Here is a 13,256-nt window from a genome sequence, read left to right on the forward strand (position 1 = left end):
ATGAAAACGTTGATACTCACCTTAGGTCTTTCGGTCGCAGTCGCCGCATGTACGCGCGAAGCCGGATATGAAATTGATACGGGAACCTTTGGCAACGCGACGCTGAACAACTCGCAGGTCATGAACGGTGAACTGACATACGCTCAGATTCTGAGCCGCAGGTTCGCCGCCGAAGTCCCGAGCCAGGTGAACTTTGCCTTCAACAGTTCGCAGTTGGATGCATCGGCGCAACGCATTCTGTTGCAACAGGCGGATTGGATCAAACAATTCCCCGAAGCACGGTTCCGTGTATATGGCCACACTGATGCGGTCGGCTCCGCCGGATACAACAAGAGCCTTGGTTTGCGCCGGGCGCAGGCCGTTGTGTCCTTCTTTGCGCAACAGGGGATCTCGCGATCTCGGCTTGAGGCGGTGGTTTCTTTCGGCAAAACCCGACCGCTGGTTGCAACAACGAATCGCGACCGCCGAAATCGCCGGACAGTGACCGAGGTTTCGGGTTTTGTGGACCGCGCACCGCAGACACTGGATGGTAAGTACGCCGAGGTCATCTACCGCGAATACGTCGAAAGCGCTGTCGCCGGATCGAGTATCGAGCAGGTCGATGCGACTGATGGCAGTGGTGGATAATCCCATCTGAACGGGCGACATCGTCGCCCGTTTCCCTACAATTGGTTCTTTTGCGCCAAATTCTCGCCCAACTTCCAAGCCACATTGTGAACAATAGGGTGACCTGCGGCCAAAATTGACCGCATTGGGGCGACAGCAAATCTACCCGAGCGTTCACGTTCGCATGAAATGCCAAGCCCTCTCTACGAGGACTGTGTATATGAGTAGCGCGACGCCGCAAGACAACGACTCGGGAATTCTGGCCTGTACAATCAGCCGGGACGTCCAGAACTTTGATCTATTGATCGAAGACATGGAAACCATTCTGGGTGAGCGTTGGGGCGATCTTGGTTTTGCCGAAGCTCTCGCGTTTTTCAGCCAACCCGAAGCGGAAACACTGGAATTCGTTGCTCTGGCTATTGATGGTGAGGATGAAGACAACCTCTCGATGATGGGTGAAATCATCACCCAGGCAAAAGACAAGAAGATCAAAGTCGTGCTGATTGCCGAGGACGTGTCCCCCGCCTCGCTACACCAGCTTTTGCGCAAAGGCGCGGATGAATTTGTCCCCTACCCGCTTCCCGAAGGTGAGCTGAACGAAGCGATCGAGCGAATGAACAAGCCCGATCCTGTCGTTGCAGCTCAAGCAGCCGCTGCCACTCTGACCGGTGGAGAATCAAAAGAAGGCGCTCTGTTCGTTGTGCAAGGGCTGGCGGGCGGCGTTGGCTCCACGACACTGGCTGTGAATCTGGCTTGGGAACTCGCAACGATCTCGGACAAGGATGCGCCTTCTGTCTGTCTGATTGACTTGGACCTGCAATATGGCACGGTCTCGACTTATCTGGACCTGCCCCGCCGTGAAACCGTGTTCGAGATGCTGTCCGACACGGCGTCAATGGATGATGAGGTCTTCTCGCAGGCCCTTCAAAGTTATGAAGAAAAAATGCAGGTTCTGACCGCTCCGTCCGACATGGTGCCGTTGGATCTGATCACACCCGAAGACATCCAGCGCGTGATAGATACGGCACGCAAGCACTTCGACTATGTGATCGTGGACATGCCCAAGACATTAGTTTTGTGGTCAGAAACCGTTCTGCAAGCCGCACATGTCTATTTCGCCATGATCGAGCTTGATATGCGTTCGGCCCAGAACGCGTTGCGCTTGAAACGCGCCTTGCAAGCCGAAGAGCTGCCGTTCAACAAGCTGCGGTTCGCCCTGAACCGGGCCCCGAAGTTCACCGATTTGAACGGAAAGGGACGCATCAAACGAATGGGCGAAAGCCTTGGAATTTCAATCGACCTGCAATTGCCCGATGGGGGCAAGCCGGTGATGCAAAGCGGCGATCATGGCCTGCCACTGGCCAGTTCCGCCGCCAAAAACCCGCTGCGCCGCGAAATCGCCAAGCTTGCAAAATCGCTCCACAGTCTCGGCAGCAACGACGCCGAAGCCGCGTAAAACAATCCCAAAGGGAAGTAGCCGCCATGTTTTCCAGATATAAGAAAGCGTCTGATGCGCAGCCGGTCGAAACACCAGCCAAAGCGCCCGAGGCGGCCCCTGCAGCACCGACTGCAACAGCGGTTGCGCGCAAGCCCGTTCAGAAGAAAGCTGGCGAGGTCACGAGCGCGGACCGCGATCGCAAACGCAAAGAGCGCTTGAGCGAAATCAAGATTGAGCTGCACCGAGAGTTGTTGGAAAACCTGAACCTGGCGGCCCTTGAAAACGCAGGTGAGGCTGAGCTTCGTACCGAGATCAGCGCAATTGCCAGTGAGGTGCTGGAAGCAAAAAGCATCGTTTTGAATCGAGACGACCGGGCACAGCTGAACAAAGAGCTTTATGACGAGGTTACAGGCCTCGGACCACTTGAGGCTCTGCTACGCGACGATACCGTCAACGATATTCTTGTGAACGGCCCGCAACAGATTTTTGTCGAACGTGCGGGTAAGCTGGAAATCAGCGACATCACATTCAAAGACGAAAAGCACCTGATGCGGATTATCGACAAGATCGTCTCCGCAGTGGGTCGTCGTGTCGATGAATCCAACCCTTATGTTGATGCCCGCTTGGCGGATGGTTCGCGTTTCAACGCGATGGTTCCGCCGATTGCGGTTGACGGGTCGCTGGTTTCCATTCGTAAATTCAAGAAAGACAAGCTCGGCATCGACGATCTGGTTAATTTTGGTGCCTTTACTGAAGAAATGGCCGCATATCTGCAAGCCGCCGTGTCGACGCGCCTGAATATCATCGTTTCGGGCGGTACAGGTTCTGGTAAAACCACCACTTTGAACGCCCTGTCCAGTTTCATTGACGACGCCGAACGCATTCTGACCATCGAGGACACGGCGGAACTTCAACTGCAGCAGACTCACGTCGGCCGCATGGAAAGCCGCCCCCCCAACGTCGAAGGCAAGGGCGAGGTTAGCCCTCGCGACTGTCTGAAAAACGCCCTGCGGATGCGTCCCGACCGAATCATCGTGGGCGAGACGCGTGGCGCCGAGGTGATCGATATGCTTCAGGCCATGAATACCGGCCACGACGGCTCGATGACCACGATCCACGCGAACTCAGCACGGGACGGGATCTCGCGTCTGGAAAACATGATTGCGATGGCCGGGATCGAGATGCCGATCAAGGCGGTTCGCAGCCAGATCTCAAGCGCCGTGAACCTGATCGTTCAAGCCAGCCGTTTGCAGGATGGCTCGCGTCGCATGACCTCGATCACGGAAATTACCGGGATGGAAGGCGATGTGATTTCGATGCAGGAAATCTTTCGTTTTCAACGTGTTGGCCTGACACCCGACAACAAGATCATCGGTCACTTCACCGCCACCGGCGTGCGCAGCCACTATTCCGAGCGCTTCCGTCTGTGGGGCTTTGACCTGCCCTCGTCCATCTACGACCCAACTACAATGTAGGAGATCACGACATGCAATTGCCTACAGAGGCTCTCATCTATGTCGCCATCTTCGTGGGTGTCCTCGCCCTGGTGGAAGGCATCTATCTTGTGGCATTCGGCAAGTCCATCAGCCTGAACAGCCGGGTCAACCGACGTCTCGACATGCTCGACAAGGGCGCGGGCCGCGAGCAGGTTCTGGAACAGCTGCGCAAGGAAATGCAGCAGCATATGAAAACACAGAGCATCCCTCTGTATTCGCTGCTCGCAGACAAAGCCCAAAAAGCCGCCATCGCGTTTACCCCAAGACAGCTGATCATGATCATGGGTCTTGTGTCAGCTGCGGCTTTTGTCGGCCTAAGCATTGGTACGTCAACAGACACGGTTTTGCGCACCGCCATTTCAATCGCTATCGGCGTCGGCGCTGTTTTCATGTGGGTTAGCAGAAAAGCCAACAAACGCATGAGCATGATTGAAGAGCAGCTTCCCGACGCAGTCGAGCTGATGGTTCGATCCCTGCGGGTCGGCAACCCTTTTGTCTCGTCTGTTCAAATCGCAGCGAACGAGGTTCAGGATCCCCTTGGGACTGAACTGGGCATCATCGCAGATGAATGCGCCTATGGTCGCGATGTCGGCGAGGCACTTAAAGACATGGCCGAGCGGTTGGACATGCAGGATTTGCGCTTTCTCGCGGTCGCCGTCGGTATTCAACAACAATCAGGTGGCAACCTGGCCGAAATTCTGGCCGGTCTGGCACAGGTGATCCGCGCTCGTTTCCGCCTATTCCGCCGGGTCAAAGCAATCACGGCCGAGGCGCAATGGTCCGGAAAGTTTCTGTCGGGATTCCCACTAGCGTGCCTTGTCTTCATTCTGGTCAAGGACCCCGGCTACTATGACGATGTATTGGATCACCCGTGGTTCATTCCGCTGTGTTTCTTTGTCGGCATCATGCTGACACTGAACCTGATCGTCATGAAGATCATTACCAACATCAAGGTCTGAGGTCAGTTCAATGGAATTCCTATCCTCCATCAACAATGTCCTAACGCAACACCTTGGTGAGTTCGGCCCCCTGATCGTGGTTGGCGTACTTGGTTTTGTGTTGATTGCCGTGGCTGTTCTTCTGATGCTGAACCAGCCAGAAGATCCACTAAAGAAGCTGCAACGCAACACGACGGCTCCGCGGAAAGAGAAAAAACCCAAGAAAGACCAACTGCGAAACGGCGGTCGAAACGAGCAACTCGAGAAGTTCGCCACCTTTCTTGAGCCCAAGAGTGAAGAGGAACTTTCCGCTGTTCAGTTGACGATGCGGCAGGCTGGTTACCAGTCGAAAGATGCGGTTCGTTTCTATCACTTCGCACAGTTCGCGCTTGGCATCATGGGAATTTTGTTCGGAGTGCTGTGGGTAACAGTGTTCTCGGGTGGTCAGGAATTTACCGGAACACAATTGATTATCCGCGTTCTGATCCCCGGTGCGATTGGCTACTACATCCCCAAATATTGGATAACCCGCCGCGTGGAAGAGAGAAAACAGGCTATCACAGCGGCCTTTCCGGACACGTTGGACTTGATGCTGGTCTGCGTCGAAGCCGGGCAGTCTTTGGATCAGGCCATTGTGCGCGTAGCGGCCGAAATGAAAAGCTCCTACCCCGAGATTTCGCAGGAATTCGAGGTTGTGGCTTACGAAATGAAAGCTGGTAAAGACAAAGACACAGTCCTGCGTGATTTCGGAACCCGCTGCGGGGTTCAGGATGTCAGGGCTTTTGTGACCGTGATGATCCAATCCGCTACTTTCGGCACCTCCATTGCCGAAGCTCTTCGGGTCTATGCCGGTGAAATGCGTGACAAGCGCGTGATGCGCGCGGAGGAAGCCGCAAACAAGTTGCCTACCAAGATGACTCTGGTCACAATGGGACTGACGGTACCACCGCTACTTGTAATCCTGGTCGGACCGTCTGCAGGTGTGATTGCTGACTTCGGAAGATGAGTTAACTTCGATGCGACCAAAAAAAGGCTGCGCCCTGCGTGGGCTTCGCCGAAGTTTTCAGGCCATCATGGTTTTCGCCATGGTGGCCTCTTGCACGGAAGGGAACCTGTCTGATGACCTCGACGCGCCGGGTATAGATCCGACAGGGCAGGCCGAAGACAACATCACCGTTGGAAACCGCCTGATGGCCGCCGGAGAATATGAGCTGGCCCTCGACAGCTTTACCCGCGCCGCGCTGGAACAAGGGATGACACCGCAGGTCCTGACCTCATTGGGGACGGCCAATCTCGGGCTGCGTCGTTTGGGTCAGGCGGAAACTCTGCTACGCCGCGCGGTCGAGGATGACACAGACTGGCCGATCGCCTGGAACAATCTGGGTGTTCTACTGATGGAAACCCGACAATACCCCGAAGCAGAACTGGTGTTTCGACGGGCCTTTGCGTTGGACAATGGCGAAAGTGACGCAATCCGCGACAATCTTCGCTTAGCTATCGCAAAAATGGAAAACCCTGTTAATAATACTGTCCAAGAACAAGAATATACGCTGGAGCAGCTAGGCGACGGGCAATTTTCGCTACGCAAAATCCAGTAACCGAGGCAAGAGCAGTAAAAGGACGCAAAAATGCGCCAACAATTCTTGATTCCGTCACTCGTGGTCACTGGGTTGATCCTGTCCGCCTGTGCAAAAGAAACCGAAGAGGAAAAGGTTGAACGTACGTTTCAGGAAGTGAACGTCATTGACGAAACCAACCTGAACGACGTGCTTCTGACCGCGGCCGACCCTAATGAGGCGGTCACCTATTTCCATAACGCCGCCGCTAAGAATCCGGACCGGATTGACCTGCAGCGCGGGCTTGCGATCTCGCTGGGTCGCGCCAAGCGCTCGACCGAAGCGGCCGCCGCGTGGAAACGCGTAACGGCCATGAAAGGGTCCAATGCAACCGACCGGGTCGAATACGCGGATGCGCTGGTGCGCAATGGGGATTGGAACACAGCACACACGGTTTTGAACTCGGTCCCGCCGACGCATGAATCGTTCAAGCGCTACCGGCTTGAAGCCGTCGTCGCCGATTCACGCAAGGAATGGAAACGCGCCGATCACTTCTATGAAACGGCCGTGGGTCTGACCACGCGCCCGGGTGGAGTGATGAACAACTGGGGCTATTCCAAGCTGACCCGCGGACAATATGCCGAGGCCGAACGCCTGTTCACCGAAGCTGTTCGGCAGGACAAAAGCCTGTTTACAGCCAAGAACAATTTGGTTCTGGCCCGGTCGGCGCAGGGGAATTACAGCCTGCCGGTGGTGCCCATGACACAGGTTGAACGCGCCCGGCTGTTGAATACGATGGCGATTTCCGCGGTGAAACAAGGGGATACGACAACCGGCAAGAACCTCCTCCGCGAGGCGATTGCAACCCATCCCCAGCATTTCGATGAAGCCGTCCGCTCGCTTCGGGCGCTTGAGGAAAGCTGAGACATGGCGATCCCAGCCTATGTGGCGGCGTGGTTTCTGCCCTTTGTGTTGCCGATCTGCTTTTACGTCGCCTTCACGGATATGCGTGAAATGAAGATCAAGAACCACGCCGTCACGGCGCTGGTTCTGGTCTATATCGTTGTTGGGTTGTTTGTGCTGCCTCCGTGGTCGACGGGGCTGATTGGCGGGCAGATCGGGCCTTTCAACGTCGCATTACCGATCTATATATGGCAATTCCTGCACATTTTCGTCGTTCTCCTTGCCGGTATCATCCTGAACGCCGCCGGTGCGATGGGCGCGGGCGATGCCAAGTTTCTGGCGGCAGCCGCCCCATTCATCTGGCTTGCGGATGTGGTTCTGCTGATGGCTGTTTTGATGGCCTGCGTTCTTGGTGCCGTGTCGACCCACCGTTTGGCCAAGCACACAAGGCTGCGCACGATTGCCCCGCATTGGGATAGCTGGGACAAGGGCAAACAGTTCCCGATGGGGCTGGCCCTGTCCGGTTCGCTGGCCATGTATCTGATTCTCGGGACTGTTCTCGGATCGTAAACTATCATCTGCGCGCCTTGTCGCTGCCTTGGTCCCGCCACAAAGCTGCGCCAGATTTCACACAACTGGCCCGCTTTGGGGCCTTTGGTGCGACATCAGAACAGACGAGTCCCGCTCATGAATATGCAGACCTCCGCAGTTATGGCGCCCCCTACCCCTAAGGGTTTGGGTGAAATGCAGCTCCCGTTGGTGATGATGCGGGATATTTTGCTGAAGACGATCTTTCGCAAGAATGCCAGCACCGTAACCGAAGTGGCCGAGGCTATCTGCCTGCCCGGTTCTGTCACGCAGGAACTGATCGACATTGCGCGTGACCAAAAACTGCTTGAGGCCACGGGTACCCTGAACGCCAATAGCGGCAACGAGATGGGATATCAGCTGACTGACGCCGGCAAGGCCCGTGCGTTGGACGCGCTCAGCCAGTCGGAATATTTCGGCGCAATGCCCGTGCCACTGGATGTGTATCGAGAGCAGGTCAAACGCCAGTCGATCCGCAACATTCAGGTCACACGGGACCAGCTGACCAATGCGATGGGACATCTGGTTCTGCCCGACAGCCTGCTGGATCACCTCGGCCCCGCGGTCAGCGCAGGCCGTTCAATCCTGATGTATGGCCCTCCGGGGAATGGTAAGTCCTCGATCTCGAACGGTATTCGGGATGCGTTGGGTGACAATGTCTATGTCCCCTACGCCATCGAATATGCCGGTCAGGTGATCACCGTTTATGACCCGATCGTACATACCGCGATTGAGCAGGAGCCTGACGACCCCAACAGCCTGCGCCGCCGCAAGAGGTTCGATTCGCGCTATGTTCAGTGTGAACGTCCAACCGTTGTGACCGGTGGTGAACTGTCGCTGAGCATGCTGGACTTGGTCTACAATCCAACCGCGCGGACTTATCAGGCCCCGCTGCAGCTGAAATCGACCGGCGGCATCTTTATCGTGGACGACCTTGGACGTCAGGCCGAACCCCCGCAGGCCCTCGTCAACCGCTGGATTGTTCCGCTGGAAGAGAACAAGGATATCCTCGGCCTGCAATCGGGTGAAAAGTTCGAAGTTCCCTTCGACACGCTGGTGATCTTCTCGACCAACTTCCACCCGAATGAGATCTTCGACCAAGCGGCCCTGCGCCGGATCTTCTTCAAGATCAAGATTGATGGTCCGAACCAAGAGAATTTCCTGAAAATCTTTGCCATGGTCGCGCGCAAACGCGGTATGCCGCTGGATGAGGCCGCTCTGGTTCATCTGTTGAAAGTGAAATACCCGACTATCGACAACATCTATGCGAACTACCAGCCGATCTTCCTGATCGACCAGATGATCTCGATCTGTGAGTTCGAGGGCATTCCATATCAGATGACCCCCGATCTGATCGAACGTGCCTGGGCCAACATGTTCGTCAAGGACGAGAAAATCGTCAAATAACGCCGTGCCATTTGCGGGATGACAGGGGTAGTCTGCGCACATGACGCAGATTCCCGCCCGGATCGGCACTTGGTTCAGCACCAGGGGCTGGACCATCCATCAACATCAGCAGGACATGTTCGACCGGGCACAGGACCCTGCCACGTTGCTGATTGCACCCACGGGCGGCGGCAAAACGATGGCGGGGTTTCTGCCCTCATTGGCCGAGCTTGCGGACGGTACGCATACCGGATTGCACACGATCTATGTCTCGCCTCTCAAGGCCCTTGCTGCGGACATCAAACGCAACCTGCGCACACCCGTGGACGAAATCGACCTGCCCATCCGCATCGAAGATCGTACCGGCGACACCTCGGCCACGCAGAAAAAACGCCAACGTGCCGACCCACCGCATATCCTGCTCACCACGCCCGAGAGTCTGGCTCTGCTGACGTCATATGAGGACGCTCCGCGCATGTTTGATGGGGTGCAACGTGTGATCGTCGATGAAATCCACGCTTTGGCCGAAAGTAAACGCGGGGATCAATTGATGCTGGCGCTGGCGCGGCTCCAGACCCTGTGCCCGAACATGCGCCGTGTGGGTTTGTCGGCCACGGTCGAGGACCCCAAGGCCATTGCCCGCTTTCTGGCCCGTCACCCCGACCCGTGTCAGATCATTCAGGCCGATCCCGGCCCCGATCCCGACATCGCGATGCTGGAAACTGCCGAGATGCCGCCATGGTCGGGCGGAGGTGCGGCTTATGCGATCCCGGCGGTGCTGGACCAAATCCGGCGACACAAGACGACACTGATCTTTCACAACACCCGCGCGCAGGCTGAGATTTTCTTTCATAATCTATGGCTTGCCAACGAAGACAGCCTGCCTATCGGCATCCATCACGGCAGTCTGGATCGCCAGCAACGCGAAAGGGTCGAGGCCGCCATGGTCCGGGGCGACCTGCGTGCCATCGTTTGCACTGGCTCTCTCGATCTGGGGATCGACTGGGGTGACGTAGATCTGGTGATCCAGATCGGCGCGCCCAAGAACGTCAAACGGCTGGTGCAACGAATCGGACGGGCAAATCATCGCTACAACGCGCCATCCAAAGCCCTGCTGGTACCGGCCAACAGGTTTGAAGTGGTCGAATGCGTGGCCGCCCTTGAGGCCGCAAAAGCCCATGATCTGGACGGAGAACCACGCGGCGCAGGCCCCCGAGACGTACTGTGCCAACATATCCTGATCGCAGCATCTGCAGAGCCGTTCGACGCGGATGCTCTGTTCACCGAGATGACCTCGGCTGGGCCATTTGCGCATCTGACGCGGCCCGAGTTTGACGACTGTCTCGATTTCTGCGCGACCGGCGGCTATGCCCTGCGCGCCTATGACCGGTGGCAACGGCTGCAGCAATGCGCCGACGGTTTGTGGCAGCTAAGAGACCCGCGCGCTGCGGCCCGCATTCGGATGAACCTCGGCACCATTCAGGACACCGATACCCTTAAAGTTCGCCTGAAACGCAGCAGAGGCGGCAAGCCGCTGGGCGAAGTTGAGGAGGCTTTCGCAGCCACTCTGACCCCCGGCGATACCTTCCTGATTGGCGGCCAGATCGTCCGCTACGAGGGTCTGCGAGAGCTTGTGGTCGAAGTCAGCCGCCGTGCTGACAAGAAACCCAAGATCGCCACGTTTGCAGGGACCAAGTTCGCCACCTCAACACAGTTGAGCGACCGAATCCTGCGCATGTTCGCGCAGTCCGATTGGCCCCAGTTGCCGCAGCACACGGCCGATTGGCTGAAACTACAGCGGCATGTCTCTCGCCTGCCCCAACGCGACCGCCTGCTGGTCGAAAGCTTTCCCAGCGACGGGCGCGAGCATATTTGTGTCTATGGCTTCGCCGGACGCAACGCACAACAAACCCTGGGCCTGCTCCTGACGAAACGGATGGAGGAAACTGGCCTTGCCCCTCTTGGCTTTGTTGCAACCGACTACGCGACCCTCATCTGGGGCTTGGACGCAGTGACCGATCCAACGCCTCTGTTTCGGCTCGATGCGTTGCGCGACGGATTGGACACATGGCTGGCTGGCAATGCCGTCATGAAGCGCACCTTTCGCGCCTCGGCCACCATCGCCGGCCTGATCGAGCGCAACACCGGCGGGCAACGCAAAAGCGGGCGGCAGGCCACGTTTTCGTCAGATATCCTCTACGATACGCTGCTGAAATACGACCCCGATCACCTATTGATGCAGATCACCCGAGAAGAGGCTATGCGCGGCCTGGTTGATTTCGGTCGGATCGAGGCGATGGTCGAACGGATTGGTGACCGCATTGATCTGATGCGGCTGGACCGTGTGTCACCGCTGGCTGCGCCCTTGTTCCTTGAGGCCGGAAAAGTTCCGGTCAAAGGGGCCGCCGAAGAACGCTTGCTGGCAGAGGAAAGTGCGCGATTGCTGCGGGAAGCCGGGCTGGATACACTCTGATCCACCTTGCGCGGATGCGCAAAATGCGCGAAGAACGTTCCATGAACAAGGTTGAGTTTTCCTTTGCTGGGCAGAACCTGTACGCTCTGCCCTCGGGCGCATTGTGGTGGCCCGAGCGGCAATTGCTGTGCGTATCCGACCTTCACCTTGGCAAGTCCGAACGTATGGCCCGGCGCAGCGGTGCGATCCTACCGCCCTATGACAATCGGGACACATTGGACAGGCTGGCCCAGGATCTAGAGCATACGGGCGCCACAACGATGATCTGCCTGGGGGATAGCTTTGATGATCTGGATGCGTCCCGGTCGCTATCCGATCCCGAGAGGTTGCGTATTGCCACCTTGCAAGCCGGGCGTCGCTGGATCTGGATCGAAGGCAATCACGACCCCGGCCCAGTAGAACTCGGCGGTGCGCATCTGGCCGAGTGGACCTGCAACACGCTCACCTTTCGCCATATTGCGCAGACCAAGGCGCAAGGCGAGGTTTCGGGCCATTACCACCCCAAGGCGACACTACGCGCACGGGGTCGCAGCATCACGCGACCGGCTTTCCTGTGCGATTCACATCGTCTGATTCTGCCCGCTTTTGGCACCTATACCGGTGGCTTGCGAAGCTCGGATCAGGTTCTGAGCGATTTGATGAGGCCCAGAGCGCTGGCTATCCTGACCGGTCCTAAACCACAGATGATCCCAATGCCTCGATCACACGGCTAGAGCGTTTCGGATTTTACCTGAATCGCCAAGTGATACAAATGTCCCGAGAACGCTGAAAGCGCCGCAGAGTATTCGTGTCGCAGGTTTAACCCGAAACGCTATAGGCGTCATGCTGCGCCTCAGATCAGGCCATCCTCTTCCAGCTTCGGCCGGTATTTTCGGCTGACCGGCACCACATCGCTATTGGCCAGACGCAGGAAAACCTTGCCCTTGGACCGCTCGACGTCCACCACAGCCGCATCGCACACCCAATGCGACCGATGGGCACAATGGCCTGCGACAGGCTCCATCTCTTCAATGGCGTCGACAAAGCGTGAACGGATGGTAAAGATCCCCTCAGATGTAACGACGTCCACATTGTGGTCGCGCACGGTCAACCGGTAGAATTCACCCTGAAATGACTCAGGCAAACGGCGCAGAATCCGTGGCGCTGGCTTGGCTTCAGGCTCGGTCTTGGCCGCGTCATCGCGCCATTCGGCCCGTCGCACCAGCAACAGACCGGTCGCAAACAAAATGCCGTAGCTGGCAACAGTCACCATCTCAGGCGCCATATGACCACCCAATGTGAACAGCATCCACGCCAATAGCCATAGGGTCGGAGTGAACATCAAAAGAATCACGACCGCATAGGCCAGGTCACGCGCAGGCAACTGCACAAATATCTGATGTTTTTCCACCACTTTCCGCGCGACCCAAACGGCGGTCAGCGCCAGTACAATCACACCTGCCCAGAACAGCAAACGCAGAGAAAAGGACAAATCCGCAACCAGAAAAGGTGGGAACACATTGGCCAACAAGGGCAGGAAAACGAGGCCTGCGACCACCCGAAGCCGGGTAAAATGAGAACGCAAGAAAGCGAGGCGTAAGGTCATACTCACCATAAAACTGCCCAAGACCCAGTCAGGACATCTTGGACGGTCTCAATGTTTACTTGGCAACTGACTGGAAAAAAACAACTATCATGAATTGAGAAACTGTAAAATACAATTCACGCATAGACGCGAACGCAGGCCAAGGACCCGGCTCGTGTGTGGTCGGGGTCGGACCGCGTAGCACGGTCCGACGCAGCGTTTGCTCAGGCTGTCAGGCCTTCGGGCTCTGGCAGTTTGTTTGCGCGGCATGCTGCTGTGACGGTGTTGGCCAGCAGGCAGGCGATGGT

12 protein-coding genes are annotated in these 13,256 nt (G+C 57.0%); 11 read left to right on the forward strand and 1 reads right to left on the reverse strand.

Going from position 1 to position 13,256, the window contains the following annotated elements; all coding sequences use genetic code 11:
• From AC2FD8_RS16785 to pdeM, 11 genes are all read left to right on the forward strand, one after another.
• The gene (locus tag AC2FD8_RS16785; protein ID WP_496858002.1) at positions 1-627 is read left to right on the forward strand and encodes an OmpA family protein; all 627 of its coding nucleotides are present in this window, start codon (positions 1-3) and stop codon (positions 625-627) included.
• A 199-nt stretch (positions 628-826) separates the two neighbouring features.
• Positions 827-2,062, forward strand: a complete 1,236-nt coding sequence (locus tag AC2FD8_RS16790) for a CpaE/TadZ family protein (protein ID WP_496858004.1) — start codon at positions 827-829, stop codon at positions 2,060-2,062.
• Between the two features lie 26 nt (positions 2,063-2,088).
• Complete coding sequence (locus AC2FD8_RS16795; protein ID WP_170471971.1) at positions 2,089-3,519, forward strand: TadA family conjugal transfer-associated ATPase; 1,431 nt, start codon at positions 2,089-2,091, stop codon at positions 3,517-3,519.
• An 11-nt stretch (positions 3,520-3,530) separates the two neighbouring features.
• Entirely contained in the window at positions 3,531-4,499 is a 969-nt protein-coding gene (locus AC2FD8_RS16800) for a type II secretion system F family protein (RefSeq protein ID WP_496858006.1), read from the forward strand.
• 10 nt (positions 4,500-4,509) lie between these two features.
• Positions 4,510-5,484, forward strand: a complete 975-nt coding sequence (locus tag AC2FD8_RS16805) for a type II secretion system F family protein (RefSeq protein WP_496858008.1) — start codon at positions 4,510-4,512, stop codon at positions 5,482-5,484.
• 10 nt (positions 5,485-5,494) lie between these two features.
• Complete coding sequence (locus AC2FD8_RS16810; RefSeq protein ID WP_496858010.1) at positions 5,495-6,076, forward strand: tetratricopeptide repeat protein; 582 nt, start codon at positions 5,495-5,497, stop codon at positions 6,074-6,076.
• Positions 6,077-6,106: 30 nt separating this feature from the next.
• Positions 6,107-6,958 (forward strand): tetratricopeptide repeat protein, encoded by an 852-nt coding sequence (locus AC2FD8_RS16815; RefSeq protein WP_496858012.1) that lies wholly within the window; start codon positions 6,107-6,109, stop codon positions 6,956-6,958.
• 3 nt (positions 6,959-6,961) lie between these two features.
• A complete protein-coding gene (locus AC2FD8_RS16820; RefSeq protein WP_496858014.1) occupies positions 6,962-7,507 on the forward strand; it encodes a prepilin peptidase in 546 nt (181 codons plus the stop codon).
• Positions 7,508-7,624: 117 nt separating this feature from the next.
• Entirely contained in the window at positions 7,625-8,932 is a 1,308-nt protein-coding gene (locus AC2FD8_RS16825) for a DUF8689 domain-containing protein (RefSeq protein ID WP_496858016.1), read from the forward strand.
• 40 nt (positions 8,933-8,972) lie between these two features.
• Complete coding sequence (locus AC2FD8_RS16830) at positions 8,973-11,384, forward strand: ligase-associated DNA damage response DEXH box helicase (RefSeq protein ID WP_496858018.1); 2,412 nt, start codon at positions 8,973-8,975, stop codon at positions 11,382-11,384.
• 41 nt (positions 11,385-11,425) lie between these two features.
• Positions 11,426-12,097 (forward strand): ligase-associated DNA damage response endonuclease PdeM, encoded by a 672-nt coding sequence (gene pdeM, locus AC2FD8_RS16835; RefSeq protein WP_496858026.1) that lies wholly within the window; start codon positions 11,426-11,428, stop codon positions 12,095-12,097.
• A gap of 119 nt (positions 12,098-12,216) precedes the next feature.
• On the opposite strand, the gene AC2FD8_RS16840 is transcribed toward pdeM, so the two are convergent.
• Positions 12,217-12,921 (reverse strand): LytTR family DNA-binding domain-containing protein, encoded by a 705-nt coding sequence (locus AC2FD8_RS16840; protein WP_496858020.1) that lies wholly within the window; start codon positions 12,919-12,921, stop codon positions 12,217-12,219.
• Positions 12,922-13,256 lie beyond the last annotated feature (335 nt).

This window comes from Ruegeria sp. YTSC192 (genome assembly GCF_059609705.1).

Coding starts and splice junctions, on each gene's coding strand:
- AC2FD8_RS16785 (WP_496858002.1), top strand. CDS start 1: ATGAAAACGTTGATACTCACCTTAGGTCTTTCGGTCGCAGTCGCCGCA.
- AC2FD8_RS16810 (WP_496858010.1), top strand. CDS start 5,495: ATGCGACCAAAAAAAGGCTGCGCCCTGCGTGGGCTTCGCCGAAGTTTT.
- AC2FD8_RS16800 (WP_496858006.1), top strand. CDS start 3,531: ATGCAATTGCCTACAGAGGCTCTCATCTATGTCGCCATCTTCGTGGGT.
- AC2FD8_RS16830 (WP_496858018.1), top strand. CDS start 8,973: ATGACGCAGATTCCCGCCCGGATCGGCACTTGGTTCAGCACCAGGGGC.
- AC2FD8_RS16815 (WP_496858012.1), top strand. CDS start 6,107: ATGCGCCAACAATTCTTGATTCCGTCACTCGTGGTCACTGGGTTGATC.
- AC2FD8_RS16790 (WP_496858004.1), top strand. CDS start 827: ATGAGTAGCGCGACGCCGCAAGACAACGACTCGGGAATTCTGGCCTGT.
- AC2FD8_RS16825 (WP_496858016.1), top strand. CDS start 7,625: ATGAATATGCAGACCTCCGCAGTTATGGCGCCCCCTACCCCTAAGGGT.
- AC2FD8_RS16820 (WP_496858014.1), top strand. CDS start 6,962: ATGGCGATCCCAGCCTATGTGGCGGCGTGGTTTCTGCCCTTTGTGTTG.
- pdeM (WP_496858026.1), top strand. CDS start 11,426: ATGAACAAGGTTGAGTTTTCCTTTGCTGGGCAGAACCTGTACGCTCTG.
- AC2FD8_RS16805 (WP_496858008.1), top strand. CDS start 4,510: ATGGAATTCCTATCCTCCATCAACAATGTCCTAACGCAACACCTTGGT.
- AC2FD8_RS16795 (WP_170471971.1), top strand. CDS start 2,089: ATGTTTTCCAGATATAAGAAAGCGTCTGATGCGCAGCCGGTCGAAACA.